Origin of the sequence: Microbacterium excoecariae, assembly GCF_011326725.1 — a bacterium.
GTDB lineage: Bacteria > Actinomycetota > Actinomycetes > Actinomycetales > Microbacteriaceae > Microbacterium > Microbacterium excoecariae.
Map to the genome: position 1 here is coordinate 79,219 of NZ_JAANCO010000001.1, position 15,038 is coordinate 94,256.

The 15,038-nt window shown below is 75.5% G+C and carries 13 protein-coding genes; 5 read left to right on the plus strand and 8 right to left on the minus strand.

The window, feature by feature from the left end:
* Nucleotides 1-31: 31 nt before the first annotated feature.
* Nucleotides 32-781, minus strand: coding sequence for an SDR family oxidoreductase (locus G8E01_RS00360; RefSeq protein WP_166314285.1), 750 nt, complete (start codon nucleotides 779-781; stop codon nucleotides 32-34).
* A gap of 101 nt (nucleotides 782-882) precedes the next feature.
* On the opposite strand from G8E01_RS00360, the gene G8E01_RS00365 reads away from it, so the two are divergent.
* Nucleotides 883-1,737, plus strand: a complete 855-nt coding sequence (locus G8E01_RS00365) for a helix-turn-helix transcriptional regulator (protein WP_166314288.1) — start codon at nucleotides 883-885, stop codon at nucleotides 1,735-1,737.
* On the opposite strand, the gene G8E01_RS00370 is transcribed toward G8E01_RS00365, so the two are convergent.
* Together G8E01_RS00370 and G8E01_RS00375 are read right to left on the minus strand one after the other, a co-directional pair.
* On the minus strand, nucleotides 1,734-2,534 hold the full coding sequence (locus G8E01_RS00370; RefSeq protein WP_166314291.1) for a TspO/MBR family protein: 801 nt from the start codon (nucleotides 2,532-2,534) through the stop codon (nucleotides 1,734-1,736). The two genes, G8E01_RS00365 and G8E01_RS00370, sit on opposite strands and share 4 nt — an antisense overlap.
* 77 nt (nucleotides 2,535-2,611) lie before the next feature.
* Nucleotides 2,612-5,806: a DUF5107 domain-containing protein gene (locus tag G8E01_RS00375; RefSeq protein WP_166314294.1), complete on the minus strand. Its 3,195-nt coding sequence runs from the start codon at nucleotides 5,804-5,806 to the stop codon at nucleotides 2,612-2,614.
* A gap of 94 nt (nucleotides 5,807-5,900) precedes the next feature.
* On the opposite strand from G8E01_RS00375, the gene G8E01_RS00380 reads away from it, so the two are divergent.
* The 3 genes from G8E01_RS00380 to G8E01_RS00390 all read left to right on the plus strand — a co-directional run bounded on the left by G8E01_RS00380 (nucleotide 5,901) and on the right by G8E01_RS00390 (nucleotide 10,154).
* Nucleotides 5,901-6,764 (plus strand): AraC family transcriptional regulator, encoded by an 864-nt coding sequence (locus tag G8E01_RS00380; protein WP_166314297.1) that lies wholly within the window; start codon nucleotides 5,901-5,903, stop codon nucleotides 6,762-6,764.
* An 80-nt stretch (nucleotides 6,765-6,844) separates the two neighbouring features.
* The gene (locus tag G8E01_RS00385; RefSeq protein ID WP_166314300.1) at nucleotides 6,845-9,154 is read left to right on the plus strand and encodes a beta-galactosidase; all 2,310 of its coding nucleotides are present in this window, start codon (nucleotides 6,845-6,847) and stop codon (nucleotides 9,152-9,154) included.
* A 46-nt stretch (nucleotides 9,155-9,200) separates the two neighbouring features.
* Nucleotides 9,201-10,154, plus strand: coding sequence for an L-lactate dehydrogenase (locus G8E01_RS00390; RefSeq protein WP_166314303.1), 954 nt, complete (start codon nucleotides 9,201-9,203; stop codon nucleotides 10,152-10,154).
* A gap of 25 nt (nucleotides 10,155-10,179) precedes the next feature.
* On the opposite strand, the gene radA is transcribed toward G8E01_RS00390, so the two are convergent.
* A complete protein-coding gene (radA, locus tag G8E01_RS00395) occupies nucleotides 10,180-11,538 on the minus strand; it encodes a DNA repair protein RadA (RefSeq protein WP_166314306.1) in 1,359 nt (452 codons plus the stop codon).
* Between the two features lie 50 nt (nucleotides 11,539-11,588).
* On the opposite strand from radA, the gene G8E01_RS00400 reads away from it, so the two are divergent.
* Nucleotides 11,589-12,974: an MFS transporter gene (locus tag G8E01_RS00400; RefSeq protein WP_166314309.1), complete on the plus strand. Its 1,386-nt coding sequence runs from the start codon at nucleotides 11,589-11,591 to the stop codon at nucleotides 12,972-12,974.
* A gap of 12 nt (nucleotides 12,975-12,986) precedes the next feature.
* Here the strand turns inward: G8E01_RS00400 and G8E01_RS00405 are convergent, their stop codons facing one another.
* Genes G8E01_RS00405 through G8E01_RS00420 form a run of 4 tightly spaced genes read right to left on the minus strand, consistent with a single transcriptional unit; the run spans nucleotide 12,987 to nucleotide 15,009 of the window.
* Nucleotides 12,987-13,355 (minus strand): YchJ family protein, encoded by a 369-nt coding sequence (locus G8E01_RS00405; RefSeq protein ID WP_166314311.1) that lies wholly within the window; start codon nucleotides 13,353-13,355, stop codon nucleotides 12,987-12,989.
* Nucleotides 13,355-13,765, minus strand: a complete 411-nt coding sequence (locus G8E01_RS00410; RefSeq protein ID WP_166314314.1) for a dehydrogenase — start codon at nucleotides 13,763-13,765, stop codon at nucleotides 13,355-13,357. The genes G8E01_RS00405 and G8E01_RS00410 overlap by 1 nt, the downstream gene beginning before the upstream one ends.
* A 36-nt stretch (nucleotides 13,766-13,801) precedes the next feature.
* On the minus strand, nucleotides 13,802-14,479 hold the full coding sequence (locus G8E01_RS00415) for a hypothetical protein (RefSeq protein ID WP_166314317.1): 678 nt from the start codon (nucleotides 14,477-14,479) through the stop codon (nucleotides 13,802-13,804).
* A gap of 23 nt (nucleotides 14,480-14,502) precedes the next feature.
* A complete protein-coding gene (locus G8E01_RS00420) occupies nucleotides 14,503-15,009 on the minus strand; it encodes an amino-acid N-acetyltransferase (RefSeq protein ID WP_166314320.1) in 507 nt (168 codons plus the stop codon).
* Nucleotides 15,010-15,038: the final 29 nt, after the last annotated feature.

Below are 15,038 nucleotides of genomic sequence, written 5' to 3' on the forward strand. Positions count from 1 at the left end.
GCGCGGCGGGCCGCTCTCGCCCCGCGGCGCGTTACGCCCCGTTCAGGGCCCGGACCACGTCCGCATAGTCGCCGCGTGCCTCGCCGTAGCGCAGGAACTTCACGCGCTCCACGAGGATCTCGGTGGCGTGCGGATCCGCCGCGATGAGCGCCATGACCTCGTCGCAGAACGCCTCGAGCGGCATCGCCGTGGGGTTCTCGGCGTGCCCCGGCATGAGGTCGGTCTGCACGGCCGGCGGCGCGAGCTCGACGACCTCGACGCCCGTGCCCGCGAGCTGCAGGCGGATCGACTCGCTCAGCATGTGGACCGCCGCCTTCGTCGCGTTGTACGTCGGCGTCGCCGCCAGCGGCGCGAACGCGAGGCCCGAAGAGACGGTCATGATCGTGCCCTCGCCGCGGGCGCGCAGGTGCGGAAGGAACGCCGCGATGAGGCGGATCGTGCCGAGCAGGTTCGTCTCGACGGTGCGCTCGGCGGTCTCGAGAAAGCCTTCGGGATCGGCCCACGCCTCGGGGCGCATGATGCCCGCCATCGTCACGATCACGCCGAGGTCCGGGTGGCGCCGGAGCACCTCGTCGGCCGCGGCGCGGATGCTCGCGGGATCCGCCGTGTCGATCGCGACCGCGTCGATGCCGGGGTGCTCGGCGCGGATCCGCTCGAGGAGTTCGGTGCGGCGCCCGCCCACGATGACGGTGTTCCCGGCCGCTTGGAACCGAAGCGCGAGCGCCAGGCCGATTCCGCTCGTCGCGCCGGGGATGAAAATGGTGTTGTCGGAGATTCGCATGGATCCAGCGTGCGGCGGCCGCGGACCCGGCACCAGGACCGGGTGATCGGGGGATCCGCGATCCCTGGCTCGCGCGCCGCGTTCGCGGGAGAATCGACGGCATGGACCGCCCCGCCCTCGCCGAATTCCTCCGCGCCCGTCGCGGCGCGCTGACGCCCGCGGACGTCGGGCTGCCCGCCGGCGCCCGGCGCCGCACGGCGGGCCTGCGGCGCGAGGAGGTTGCGCAGCTCGCGGCGATGTCGACCGATTACTACACGCGGCTCGAGCAGCAGCGCGGGCCGCAGCCGAGCCCGCAGATGCTCGCGGCGCTGGCGCGGGCCCTACGCCTCGACGACGACGCGCGCGACTACCTCTTCCGCACGGCGGGGCAGGCGGCGCCCGACCGAATCTCCGGCCCCGGGCACGTCTCCCCCGCGCTCCTCAGGGTTCTCGACCGACTCGACGACACCCCCGCGCTCGTGATCTCGGCGCTCGGCGAGACGCTCGCGCAGAACCGGCTCGCCGCCGCGCTCCTCGGGGACCGGTCGGCGGACGCGGGGTGGGATCGCTACGAGCCGTACCGGTGGTTCGCGCACCCCGGATCCGCCCGCGCGCACTACCCCGAGAGCGACCACGCGCGCCAGAGCCGCGCGCAGGTCGCGGCGCTGCGCCAGGCCCTCGGCATGCTCGGCGCGCGGGGGCGGGCCGCGGAGCTCGTCGCGGAGCTCGAGAAGACGTCCGCGGAGTTCCGCGCCCTGTGGGCGCGCCAGGAGGTGGGGCGCCGCTTCGCCGAACACAAGGTGCTCCTGCACCCCGAGGCGGGAGCGATCGAGGTCGACTGCCAGGTGCTCGCGACCGAGGACCGCGCGCAGGCGCTCCTCATCCTCACGCCCTCGGGCACGGAGGCCGCCGAGCGCCTGCGCCTCGTCGGCGTGCTCGGCACGCAGGCCTTCGCCGCGGGGGCGTCCGGCTCCTAGGCCCGCGCGGCCCGCGCCACCGCGACGCCGCGCGCCGCGAGCGTCATCCCCACCACCACGGCGGACGCCACAATCGCCGCGACGCCCGTCACGTCCGAGGCCGGCTCGTCCGTGAGGCGCGCGACGGCGATCCACACGATTCCCCAGCTGAGCGAGATCGCCGGGGCGAGCCGGCCCTGGCCGCGGACCGCCAACAGTACGCCGAGCGCCGCGGCCACCGCGAGGACCGCGACGGCCCACACCTCCGGGGCGAGGCCGAAGCCCGCAAAGCCCGCCGCGACGAGGACGGCGGTGGCGTTCGCGACCGTCGCGATCATGACCCAGCCGAGGTAGAGCCCGATCGCGCCGTCGGTGACGATCGTGTCGACGAGACCGCGCGGGGCGGACCGGCGGAGGATCTGGAACGAGCGGCCGAGCACGGCGACGAGCGCCGCGATGACGACGAGGCTGAGGGCGAGCAGGCCGGCCTGGACGACGAGGATCCACACGGCGTTCAGGACGAGGGAGGCGGTGACCCACCAGCCGAGGGCGCGGTGGCGCGGATCCGTCCGCTGCGCGGGGAGCGCCTGCCAGACCGCGTACGCGAGCATGCCGGTGTAGATCACGCTCCAGATCCGGAACGCGCCCGTGCCGGGGGCGAGCAGCGTCGAGTCCGAGTCGAGGAACCCGCCCGCCGCGTCCTGGATCGGCGTGCCGACGGTCACGCCGGATCCGACGAACGCCGCGGCGATCGCGAGGATCGAGCTGACGAGGACGACCCACGGCCGCCACGCGTCTCCTGCTCTGGTCGATGTCATCGTGCGCCTCCCCGATCGTTGCGTGGCGCCAGCCTGACCGCCCGCGCGGCCCGCGTCAACCGGACGCGCCCGGGTCCTCAGCGCGCCGCCCGGCCGCGCGCGGCGAGCGCGTCGAGGGCGTCCGCCTCCCGGGCCCGGGCGGGCGCCGTGTCGGAGGGGAACGGCGCGAGCTCGGGGTGCGAGGTCTCGAAGTAGGAGACCTCGTCGCCCGCGCGCCGCAGGTCCTCGGCGCGCTGGGTGAGGCGCCCCCAGGCGGCGGCCGCGGCGTCGGGGTCGCCGAGGCGGAGGTGCGCGATCCCCTCCCAGAACGTGTGCTCGCCCGCGGTGCGCTCGAAGACGGCGAGCGGATCCGGCCCCACGGCGCGCCGCCAGGCGTCCGCCGCGCCCGGGTCTCCCGCCGCGGCGAGCGCGTCGCCCAGCCGCACGAGGCGCTCGACGGGGCGCGCCGCCGGGTGCCGGCCCTCGCCGAGCGAGGCCGGCGGGACGAGCCCGCCCGCGAGGAGTCGCGCGGCCGCGGACGGATCCGCCGTTATCGCCGCCCGGTCGCACTGGGCCCGGTCGAAGGCCGCGATCGCGCGCCCCTCGCCGCCCTCGAAGGGGCGGAACCGGCGGGAGGCGAGGATCTCCTCCGCCTCGTCGAGGCGGCCGGCCGCGAGGAGGAGCTCGACGTGGCGCAGCGCGAGGTCGTCCCGTGCGCCGAGAGCGGCGGAGAACTCCTCCAGCCGCGCGAGGCGGAGGGCGGGGTCCGCCCCCTCGGCCGCGGCGAGCACGTCACGCTCGAACACGAGGCGCGCGTCGGGCCGGGCCGCGAGCGCCCGCGCGAACGCGGCGTCGGCGGACGCCGACTCCCCCGACAGCCCCCGCGCCACGGCGAGATTGCGCCAGGCGATCGGATCCGCCGCGCGCGCGCACGCGCGCTCGAGCGCCCGGGCCGCGTCGCGGATCCGCCCGGCGTCCAGCAGCCACATGCCGTAGAGCGCCCCGGCGACGGCGTCGTCGGGGTCCGCGGCGAGGGCGGCGACGAGCGCGTCGTGCTGGTCGAGCCCGGCCGGGAACGCCAGCGCGCCGTCGGCCGCCCGGGCGGCCCGGCGCTCCGCGGCCGCGCCCGCGGCGTCGCCCGCCCGCTCGCGCCAGAGCGCGCGCAGGTAGAGGCGGATCGGGCCGGCCTGGCCCGCCGACGGCACGGCCGCGGCCGCCTCGTCCGTCACGGCGAGGGCGACGCTCACGGCGCCGGCGCGGGCGAAGTCGGCGCCCACGTCGAGCGGCGTGCGGGCGTCGGGCCACGGCGCCCCCGCCCACGCGGCGAGCGCGGGATCGAGCGGATCCGCGCGGTGCGCCTCCGCGACCTCTTCCGGCCCCGCGCCGCGGGCGAGCAACAGGATCCGCGCCGCCTCGGGGATCGCGCCCGCGGCCTCGGCGAGGCGAGATGCGTCGTCGGCCCGGCCGCCCCGCAGCGCGATGCGGGCGCGCGCGAGCGAGGCCGGGCCCGCCCACGCCGCGTTCCAGGCGGCCTTCGCGTACGCGCGGTCGGCGCGTAGGGCGTCGCCCTGGCGCTCGGCGATCACGCCCGAGAGGTAGGACGCCTCCCCGTCGCGTGGGTTCAGGTTGCGACGCGTCTGCCGCGCGAGCGCCGCGTCGACGAGCGCCCGGGCCGCGTCGTCCTCGCCCCGGGCGAGCCGCCGCCACGCGAGCGCCGTGGCCGCGCGCTGGTCCCCCGGATCCCGCGCGAGCGCCTCCTCGAGGTACCGCTCGGGCGAGCGGCTCGGGTGCCGGTACTGCTCGAGGTGCGTCGCCGTAACGACGAGCTCGTCGCCCCCGGCGATCTCGCCCGGATCCGGCGGCGCCGTCGCGACCCAGGGCTCGGCCGGCTCCGCGCGCCGCTCGGCCCAGCGCGCGAGCACCCGCCCGCCGTGGGACACCCGCACCTCGAGCGCCTCCTCGCCGCCGTCGACGGCCCCCGCGAACGCCCGCTCGGGCGAGAGGTCCGCGCGCCACGAGGCGATGACCTCACCCGCCCGGAGCGCCTCGATCGCGGCGCCCTCGAACCGGCGCGCGGCGAGGATCCGGATCCCCGTGCCGCCTCCCTCGGCCGCGACGGCGATCGCGAGGTCGCGCGTCGCCTCGCGCGCGGGCCCGGTGCCGTGCAGCGGCATCCAGGCCTGCGTGAACCGCTTCGTCTCGCCCGGCAGCAGCCAGGCGAAGTCCGGCTGGTTGTCCGTGTACACGCCCGCCATGAGCTCGACGTACGGGCCGTCGGTGTCGGTCAGCTGCGCGTCCCACGCCCGCCCGATCTCGCCGTCGCCCCACGTCCACTGCTTCTTGCCCGGCGAGATGGCGGGGTCGGCGACGTGCACGAATCCGGCGTCGCGGTCGTGGTCGTAGCCGCCGAAGAAGCCGCCGTCGGTGTCCGTGATCATGTACGACGTGGGCACCGGGATGTTGCGGTAGATGTCGATGCGGTCGGCGCCCGGGCGCTCGGCGGCGAGGGCTGGATAGTCGACGCCGTAGTACGGGCGGTCGGCGCGGGGGAAGGCCGTGATCGCCCGGCGCGCGTGGTCCGCGACGAAGGCGACGTCGTCGGGGAAGAACGACTGGTAGTTCTCGTGCGAACGGGCCGCGACGTTCGCCCACCACAGGAAGGTCTGCGGCTGGGAGGTGCGGTTGTGCAGGATCGCCTCGACCTCGACGGCGGACGACCCGGGCTCAAGCCGCACCCCGTGCGTCCCGTGCAGGCGCTGGAGCGGATCCAGGTCGCTGTGCCACACAACGACGGAACCGCCGGGCTCGCGCTCGATGCGCGTCTGGACGGGGAGGAAGGTGCCGGGCCGGTGGTGCTGCGGCCAGTTGAACTCGATGCCGCCCGAGATCCACGGGCCCGCGAGGCCGACGAGGGCCGGCTTGATGACGTTGTTGCGATACAGGAAGTCGTAGCCGGCGACCTTGTCGTAGCCGATGTGGATACGCCCGCCGATCTCGGGCAGGAGCATGAGGCGCACGTAGGCGTTCTCGAGGTGGATCGCCTCCCACGCGCGCGGGCGCTTCTCGTGCGCCACGGAGTCGATCATCGGGAGCGGGTATACGCGGCCGCTCGAGCCCTGATACACGCGGCGGTCCAGGAACAGCGGGTACGGATCCGGCTCCCCCGGCTCGTACGTGTCGATCTCGACCGGCTCGGACCAGCAGGCGACGCCGCCGGCGGACAGGATCGCGGCCTGGTCGGCGGGTGCCGCGGGGAGGTGGATGGCGCTCGGGGGCGGTGTCGTCGTGCTCACGGGGGTGACGCTACGGGCCGGCGCGAGGCGGATCCATGGGCGAAGCGTGCGGGCGCCTGGACGATTCGACGGATCCGTATGCGACGATGAGCGCATGACACGCGTCGAGGGGTTCCACCGGCAGAGGCTCTGCGTGCTGCCCCGGCCGCTCGTGGCGGCGGCGCTGGAGCGCCCCGTCACGCGGCGCCTCGTCGTGACCGACGCCGGGGTGTTCCCGCGGGCCGCGGGCCACGTCAGGCGGCGGCCGCGCGGGGCGGACGAGGCCATCGTCATCGTGTGCGCCGCGGGCTCGGGGTGGGTCGAGGACGCGGGCCTACGCACGCGGGTGGGGCGCGGATCCGCCGTCGTCCTGCCGGGCGGCGTGCCGCACGCCTACGGGGCGGACGAGACCGACCCCTGGACGATCTGGTGGTGCCACGCGCGCGGGTCGGACCTCGCGGAGCTCACCGAGGCGACGGGCACGCGGCCCGGCCGCCGGGTGCTCCCGCTCTCCCGGGCCGAGCGCGCCACCGCGCTCATCGACGAGGCCGTTGGCGCCCTGCAGGCCGGCGTGACGGCGCCGCACCTCGCGGCCGCCGCCGGCGCCGCCTGGCACCTGTTCGCGCTCCTCGCGGCCGACGGCGCCCTCCCCCGCGAGGGGACGCCCGTGGAGCGGGCGCTGCGCTACCTCGAGGAGCGGGTGGACGGATCCGTGCGCGTCGCCGAGCTCGCGAGCCTCGTCGGCGTCTCACCCTCGCACCTGTCCGCCCAGTTCCGGGAGGCGACGGGCGGCGGCATCACCGCCCACCACAACGCACTCAAGATGGCGCACGCGCGGACCCTGCTCGACACGACCGACCTGCCCGTGGCCGAGGTCGCGCGGCGGGTGGGCCGCGACGACCCGTTCTACTTCTCGCGGCAGTTCGCGCGCGTGCACGGGGTAAGCCCGAGCGCGTACCGCGCCGAGCGCAAGGGGTGACCTGGCCGGAACGCCGCGCGGCCTGGACGATCCGCGGATCTCTCGCGCAGACGCGCCCTGCGCCCCGTAGCGTCGGCGGGATGAGTGGATCCGCTCCCCTGTGCATTCGCCCGCCCCGCGCCGCCGACGCCGCGCCCGCCCCGCTCGACATGGGCGGGGGCGGGATCGCCGTCCGGCAGACGCACCTCGAGCGCGACGGGCGGCCGTGGTTCCCCGTCATGGGCGAGTACCACTTCAGCCGCGACCGGCCCGAGAATTGGCGCGCGGAGCTCGCGAAGATGCGCGCGGGCGGCGTGAGCGTCGTCGCGACCTACGCGCTGTGGATCCTCCACGAGGAGGTGCGCGGCGAGGTGCGCTTCGACGGGCCGCGGGACCTCCGGCGCTTCGTCGACACGGCCCGCGAGGTGGGCCTCGACGTCGTCCTCCGCGTCGGCCCGTGGGCGCACGGCGAGACGCGCAACGGCGGCTTCCCGGACTGGGTGCAGGCGCTACCGATCGCCCACCGCACGGACGACCCCGCCTACCTCGAGCTCGTGCGCGGCTGGTTCGCGGCGCTCGCGGGCGAGCTCCGGGGCCTGGCGTGGGGCGACCCGATCGTCGGCGTGCAGGTCGACAACGAGCTCTACGACCAGCCGGGCCACCTCGCGACGCTCCGCCGGATGGCGGAGGAGGCGGGCATCGGCGCCCCGCTCTGGACGGCGACCGGGTGGGGCGGGGCGCAGCTGCCGGCGCGCGCCGTGCTGCCGGTGTACGCCGGCTACTCCGACGGGTTCTGGGAGGAGGCGGAGACGGGCTGGCCCGCCTTCGGCCGCACGCACTTCGCCTTCAGCGCGATGCGCGACGACCTCACGGTCGGCGCCGACGTGCGCGCGGGGCTCGGCGCCGCGACGGCGCGGGATTCCGCCGCCGGGCCCGAGCCGGATCCCTGGCCCTTCGCGACGTGCGAGCTGGGCGGCGGCATGACCGTCGCCTACCACCGGCGCCCCCTCGTGGATCCGGAGGACGTCGCGGCGCTCGCGGTCGCGAAGCTGGGGAGCGGATCCGCCTGGCAGGGCTTCTACATGTTCCACGGCGGCCGGCACCCGATCGGGCGCACCACGACGCAGGAGTCGCAGGCGACCGGCTACCCCAACGACGTGCCCGTGACCGACTACGACTTCTTCGCGCCCATCGGGTCCGAGGGCCAGCTCCGGCCGCACTTCCATGCCCTGCGCGCGCAGCACCTCGCCCTCGCGCAGTATGGCGCCGACCTCGCGCCGCTGCCGGCGGTGATCCCCGCGGACCCGCGCCTCCGCGCCTCGCTCCGCGGCGACGACCGCGGCGGCTGGCTGTTCCTCGGGAACCACCAGCCGGCCGCCGAGCCGCTCCCGGGGGTGCCGGGCGCGCAGGTGCGCGTCGAGCTCGCCGCCGGCGCCGTGACACTCCCCTCCCGGCCCGTCGACCTGCCCGCGGGCGCGACGGCGTGGTGGCCCGTGCGGCGCGTCGTCGGCGGGATCCGCCTGTCGGCAACGGCGCAGGCGCTCACGGAGGTGGCGGGGCCGGACGGCCCCGTCGTCTTCCTCGGCGCCACGGCAGGCGTGCCCGTCGAGCTCCACGTCGACGCGGCCGACGCCCGGCGCGTCCTCGGCGCGGCCGTCCGCGACCGGGGCGCGGACGGCGCGGTCGCGCTCTCGCCGGACGCGGAACCCGGCCCGGGGTGCGAGGTGAGGATCGGCGAGACGACGTTCGTCGTGCTCGACCCGGCGAGCGCCGCCGCGCTCTGGCGCGGCGAGGTCGCCGGCCGCGACACCGCGATCGTGTGGGAGGGATCCGCGTGGTTCGACGGCGGGCTGCACGTCGTCGCCCCCGCGGCCGACGCGACCCTCCTCGCGTGGCCGCCGCTCGGCGACCTGCCCGCGGAGCCGGGCGGCTCTTCCGTCCTCGCCCGGCACGCCATCGCGGCGGATCCGCGCGCGGTGACGCCGATCGCGGCACCGCGCCTCTCCCCCGTCACCGCGCCGGTGCGCGCGGGCGGCAGCGCCGGGCGGCTGTCCGCGCCGACCGACGACGACTTTGCGGCGCTCGCCCCCGCGCGCCTGGAGATCCCCGACGACGTGTTCGACGGCGCGGACCGCGCGATCCTCCGGCTCGAGTGGACGGGCGATGCGATCCGCCTGACGGCCGGCGGCGCCCTCCTCGCCGACCAGTTCTGGTCGGGCCGGCCGCTCGAGGTCGACCTCGCCCCGCACCGCGCGGCGATCGCGCGGCACGGCCTCGAGGCGCGCGCGTTCGCGTGGGATCCCTCGACCCGCGTGCACGTGGATCCGCGGGTCCGCCCGCGCGCGGACGCGCCCGTGCTCGAGGTGACCCGGGCCGAGGTGCGCAGCGAGCGGATCCGCGTGCTCCGCTGACGCGCGCCGCCTTTCGCGGGGCGCCGGGCGCTGTCAGGATGAGCGCATGACCGCCATCGCGAACGCGAAAGTGACTATCGTCGGCGCGGGGGCGGTGGGGTCCGCGACCGCGTACGCCACCCTCATCCGCGGCGCCGCGCGCAACGTCGTGCTGTACGACATCAACGCGGCGCGCGTGACCGCGGAGGCCCTCGACCTCGCGCACGGCGCGATGTTCACGGGGTCGAGCGCGGTGATCGGCACGAGCGACATCGCCGACACGGCCGGCTCGCACGTCATCATCGTCACCGCCGGCGCCGCGCAGAAGCCCGGCCAGACGCGCCTCGAGCTCATCGAGACGAACGCGCGGATCTTCCAGACGATGATCCCCGAGCTCGTCGAGGCCTCCCCCGAGGCGATCGTCATCATCGTGACGAACCCGTGCGACGTGCTGACCATGCTCGCGGTCGAGCAAACCGGGGCGGACCCGGCCCGCATGTTCGCGTCCGGGTGCGTGCTCGACACGTCCCGCCTGCGGTGGCTGCTCGCGGAGCGCGCGGGGGTCGCGACGACCTCCGTGCACGCCTACATCGCGGGCGAGCACGGCGACACGGAGTTCCCGCTCTGGTCCACCGCCCGCATCGGGCCCGTTCCGCTGTTGGAGTGGACCCGCGACGGCAGGCGCGTGTTCTCCGCCGAGGAGCTCGACGGCCTCGCGCACGAGGTGCGCACGGCGGCCTACCGGATCATCGAGGGCAAGGGCGCCACGAACTACGCGATCGGGCTCTCGGCGACGCGGATCGCCGAGGCGGTCCTCCGCGACGAGAACGCGATCCTGCCCGTGTCGACCGTGCTCGGATCCGTGCAGGGCATCGACGGTGTGGCGATGTCCGTGCCGTGCGTCGTGGGCCGCGGCGGGGCAACGCCGATCGCCGAGACCGAGATGTCGCAGGGCGAGCTCGACCTCTTCCGCGCCTCGGCCGAGACGCTCCGCAGCACGGCGGACCGGATCCGCGGGTAGCGCCCGGCCCGGCGCCGCGGCCCGCTCAGAACGCCGGCACGTCCTCCAGCGCCGGCGCGCGGTGGGCACGCACGTCTTCCAGCGCCGCGCGCAGCTTGCCCGAGCGGTCGTCGATCACCCGCGCGTAGCCGAGGCGGGTGGCCTCGGCGCGGCGCTGGCTCGCCTGCGTGACGGGCCGCACCTCGCCCGCGAGCGACAGCTCGCCCGCGGCCGCGATGTCGCGCGGGACGGCCCACTGGCGCAGCGACCCCGCGACGGCGATCGCGATCGCCAGGTCGGCGGCCGGCTCGGTGAAGGTGACCCCGCCGACGGTCGAGACGTACACGTCCATGTCGCTCGTCTTGATGCCCGCGCGCCGCTCGAGCACCGCGAGCACCATCGCGACGCGGCTGGAGTCGACGCCGTGCACGATCCGCCGCGGGTTCGGCGCCCCCGTCGGGATCGTCAGCGCCTGCACCTCCACGGGCAGCGCGCGCTTGCCCTCGAGCGCGATGCCGACGCAGGTGCCGGGCTCGGGGTCGCCCTGCGAGAGGAACAGGCCCGACGGATCCGGCACCTCCTGGATCCCGTCTCCCGCCATCTCGAAGCAGCCGACCTCGTCGGTCGGGCCAAAGCGGTTCTTTAACGCCCGCACGAACCGCAGCGCCGTCTGCCGGTCGCCCTCGAAGTGGCACACGACGTCGACGAGGTGCTCGAGCACGCGCGGGCCCGCGACCTGCCCGTCCTTCGTGACGTGGCCGACGAGGATGATCGGCAGCCCCCGGTCCTTCGCGACGCGGATGAGCGTGGAGGCGACCTCGCGCACCTGGCCGGGCATGCCCGCCGCGCCGTCCTGCATGCTCGAGGCGACGGTCTGGACGGAGTCGACGATGACGAGCTCGGGCTGGACCGCATCGATGTGGCCGAGCACGGTCGCGAGGTCGACCTCGCTCGCGAGGAACAGCTCGTCATGCAGGGCACCCGTGCGCTCGGCGCGTAGCCGCACCTGCGCGACCGACTCCTCCGCGCTGACGTAGAGGACGCGCCGCCCCTCGCGCGCCGAGCGCGCGGCGACCTCGAGCAGGAGGGTCGACTTGCCCACGCCGGGCTCGCCCGACAGGAGCACGGCGGCGCCCGGCACGATGCCGCCGCCGAGCACGCGGTCGAACTCGCCCACGCCGCTCGGCCGCCGCGGCGCCTCGCTGGTCTCGACCTGCGTGATGGGGCGGGCCGCGGCAGTCGGCGCGAGCGACTGCACCCCGCGCGCGGCCACGCCCTGGCGCTGTCCCTGCTCGACGACCGTGCCCCACTGCTGGCACTCGCCGCAGCGGCCCACCCACTTAGGCGTCGTCCACCCGCATTCGGAGCAGACGAACGCGGGTGCCGGGGGTCGCTTGGTGGCCATGATCCCAGGCTAGATCGGACCACCGACATCCGCGCTCGCCGGGCCCGCCGATGTCGGACCCCCGGCGTAGCGTGGGTGTCGTGACCCACCCGACCCGCGTCCTCTGGATCGCGATCCTCGCCTCGTTCGTGTCGTTCCTCGACGGCACGATCGTCAACGTCGCGCTCCCCGCGATCGACCGCGAGCTCGGCGGCGGCCTGTCGACGCAGCAGTGGGTCGTCGACGGCTACCTCATCACCCTCGGCGCGCTCATGCTCGTCGCCGGGTCCGTGAGCGACGCGTTCGGGCGCGCCCTCGTGCTGCGGGTCGGGCTCGTGGGCTTCGGCGTCGCGTCGGTCGCGATCGCGGCGGCGCCGGATCCGGCGTTCCTCGTCGCCGCCCGCCTCCTGCAGGGCGCCGCGGGCGCCTTCCTCGTGCCGAGCTCGCTCGCGCTGATCACCTCGACCTTCTCCGGCGCCGCGCAGGCGCGCGCGATCGGCACGTGGACGTCGATGACCACCGGCGCGATGGTGGCGGGGCCCGTCATCGGCGGCGCCCTCGTCGACCTCGCCAGCTGGCGGTGGGCGTTCCTCCTCAACGTCGTCCCGGTCGCCGTGACCCTCTGGCTGTGCCGCGGGCTGCGCGATCCGGAACGCGCGCCCGGCGCCCGGGTCGACCTCCTCGCCGCGGCCCTGTGCGTCGCGGGCCTCGGCGGCGTCGTCTTCGCGCTCATCGAGCAGCCCCGGCTCGGCTGGGCGAGCCCCGCGACGATCGCGCCGCTCGCGGGCGGGGCGGCGCTGTTCGCGCTGTTCCTTCTGCGGCAGCGCTCCGCGCGGCACCCGATCCTGCCGCTCGACCTCTTCCGCGCCCGTAACTTCTGGGCCGGCAACCTCGCGACGGTCTTCGTCTACGCCGCCCTCGCGCTGAACGGCTTCGTCGTCGCGATCTACCTGCAGCAGGGCGCGGGGCTCACGGCGACCGCGGCGGGACTCGCGAGCCTGCCCATCACGATCCTCATGATCCTCCTCAGCTCCCGCGCCGGCGCGCTCGCGGGGAAGTGGGGCGCGCGCGTGTTCATGACGGCGGGCCCGCTCCTCATGGCGGCCGGATCCCTCCTGCTGCTCACCGTCGCCCCCGACTTCCACTACGCCTGGCAGGTCCTGCCGTCGATGCTCGTGTTCGGCCTCGGCCTGTCGCTCACGGTCGCCCCGCTGACCTCGACCGTGCTCGGCGCGATCGCGCCCGAGCGCAGCGGCATCGCGAGCGCCGTCAACAACGCGATCTCCCGCGTCGCCGGGCTCATCGCGGTCGCGGCGATCGGCTCGATCGTGGGCGGCTCGCTCGACCTCGACGGCTTCCACCGCTCCGCCGTCGTCGTCGCGGCGCTGCTCGCCGCCGGCGGCCTCGTGTCGTGGGCGGGGATCCGCACGCCGCGCCCGGCGCCCAAGCCGGCCTGAGGCCGCGCGAGGTTATCCGACGTCGCCGTCGACGTAGACCCAGCGACCGCCGCGGCGGGCGAAGCGCGAGTGCTCGCGGAGCTCGCCGGGCCCGCCCGCGTCGACGTAGCGCGCCGTGAAGTCGACCGTTCCCGCCTCGCCGTCGACGGCGGATCCGTGCACGGTCAGGCCCGTCCACGACAGGCCCGGATCCGCGGACAGGTCCGCGGGGCGCGTGCGCGGGTGCCACGAGCGGGCGAGGAAGAACACGTCGCCCGTGGCGAAGGCGGAGTACCGCGCGCGCATGAGCTCCTCGGGCGTCTCCGCCTGTCGCTTCCCGGCGTGCAGCGGGCCGCAGCACGCGGCGTAGCTCGCGGATCCGCAGGGGCAGGGATCCGCCATCACGCCTCGAGGGCGGCCAGGAGGTCGGCGGGCGAGGCCTGCATGGCGTGCGGGCCCGCGATGTCGAGGAAGACGGTCGTGATCGTGTCGCGGTACTCGGTGAGGAACGCGCGCAGCCAGGCGGGCGAGTACACGCCGACGCCGGGCGGCAGGTTCTTTGGCTTGTTGCGGGCGTCGCTGAACAGCAGCAGCGCGACGTCGCCCGAGGCCTGGTCGCGGTACGTCCAGACCTCGCCGCCGTCGAGCGGGTTGTCGCGGGGGCCGGGCTTGATGAGCGGCACGACCGTGTTGCCGTTGCGGAGGGCGAGGGCGACGGCCGCCATGTCCTGCTTCTCGAGCGCCTGCGCGAGCGCCTCGGAGCGGAACTGCTTCGGGTCGGCGGCCACGGACTTCTTGCGCGGGGAGGCCATGCCTCCAGGGTACGCGGTGCCGGGCGCCGGGCGCGGTCAGTACAGGAGGAAGCTCGTCGACTGCGACATAACCTCGCCGAGGCGCACGGTCAGCGCGTAGGTCGCGCCGCCGCCGACGGCCGCCGGCCGGTCCTCCGCGTCGCACGTGTCGGTCGCTGAGCGGGTCCGGTCCCACGTGATCGGCGACGTGGACGAGACGGTCTGCCCGGCGGCGAGCGTGACCCACTGGTCCGCGGATCCGCTCTGGCAGTCGGTCGAGCGCCACCAGGTGTCGGACCCGCTGACGATCTCGAAGCGCTGCTGGCTCGTGCCGACGTTGAGGACGCAGTCGAGGGATCCGACGTTCGTCAGCTCGAGGGAGATCTGCGGGTTCTCGCCCGCGGCGTAGGAGTCCTGGTCCGTGACCGCGGACACCTGCAGCGCGCCGTTCGCGCACGCCTCGGGCTGGTTTTCGGCAGACGGGGTCGCGGCCGGCTCGGCTTCCTCCGTGGGCAGGAGCGTCGGGACCGGATCCGGCACCTCCTCGACGGCGGACGTGTCGGACGAGAGGAACGGGAGGTTCTGCCACGGCTGCGCGGCGACGAGCCAGCGGATCCCGAACACGAGCCCCACGACGATGCCCGCGAGGAGGGCGAGCGCGAGCACCCCGACGACGAGGCGTCGGCGCCGGTACACGGCTCTCGAGGGCCTGCGCGGCCGCGGGTTCTCGCTCACGTCGAAAGACTAAGCCGCGATCGTCACGCGAGGCGCTTGAGCATGCGGGTGTTGCCCAATGTGTTGGGCTTGACGTGCGCGAGGTCGAGGAACTCGGCGATGCCCTCGTCGGGGCTGCGCACGAGCTGCGAGTACACGTCGGGCGAGACGACCTGCTCGCCGATCTCGGCGAAGCCGCGGCGTTCGAAGAATGCCGTCTCGAAGGTGAGGCAGAACAGGCGGGTCAGCCCGAGCTCGCGCGCGTTGGCCTCGAGCGCCTCGACGATGGCGCGACCGACGCCGCGGTGCAGCCAGTCATCGGCGACGAGGAGGGTGCGCACCTCGCCGAGGTCCTCCCACATCACGTGCAGCGCGCCGCAGCCGATGACCTCGTCGCGCTCGTCGACGGCGACGAGGAACTCCTGCGTCGCCTCGTAGAGGACGACGAGGTCCTTGCCGAGGAGGATCCGCCGCATCACGTACGGCTGCAGCATGCCGTGCACGGCCTCCATGTCGGCGGCTCGCGCGGGGCGCACGCTGAAGTTCGTCATCGACGTCAGGGTATTCCCCCCGCCTGGCC

Excerpts from the sequence above, each read along its gene's own strand:
- G8E01_RS00405 (WP_166314311.1), bottom strand. The coding sequence starts at position 13,355 with ATGGCGGATCCCTGCCCCTGCGGATCCGCGAGCTACGCCGCGTGCTGC.
- G8E01_RS00400 (WP_166314309.1), top strand. The coding sequence starts at position 11,589 with ATGTCGGACCCCCGGCGTAGCGTGGGTGTCGTGACCCACCCGACCCGC.
- G8E01_RS00410 (WP_166314314.1), bottom strand. The coding sequence starts at position 13,765 with ATGGCCTCCCCGCGCAAGAAGTCCGTGGCCGCCGACCCGAAGCAGTTC.
- G8E01_RS00390 (WP_166314303.1), top strand. The coding sequence starts at position 9,201 with ATGACCGCCATCGCGAACGCGAAAGTGACTATCGTCGGCGCGGGGGCG.
- G8E01_RS00385 (WP_166314300.1), top strand. The coding sequence starts at position 6,845 with ATGAGTGGATCCGCTCCCCTGTGCATTCGCCCGCCCCGCGCCGCCGAC.
- G8E01_RS00380 (WP_166314297.1), top strand. The coding sequence starts at position 5,901 with ATGACACGCGTCGAGGGGTTCCACCGGCAGAGGCTCTGCGTGCTGCCC.
- G8E01_RS00370 (WP_166314291.1), bottom strand. The coding sequence starts at position 2,534 with ATGACATCGACCAGAGCAGGAGACGCGTGGCGGCCGTGGGTCGTCCTC.
- G8E01_RS00360 (WP_166314285.1), bottom strand. The coding sequence starts at position 781 with ATGCGAATCTCCGACAACACCATTTTCATCCCCGGCGCGACGAGCGGA.
- G8E01_RS00365 (WP_166314288.1), top strand. The coding sequence starts at position 883 with ATGGACCGCCCCGCCCTCGCCGAATTCCTCCGCGCCCGTCGCGGCGCG.
- radA (WP_166314306.1), bottom strand. The coding sequence starts at position 11,538 with ATGGCCACCAAGCGACCCCCGGCACCCGCGTTCGTCTGCTCCGAATGC.
- G8E01_RS00420 (WP_166314320.1), bottom strand. The coding sequence starts at position 15,009 with ATGACGAACTTCAGCGTGCGCCCCGCGCGAGCCGCCGACATGGAGGCC.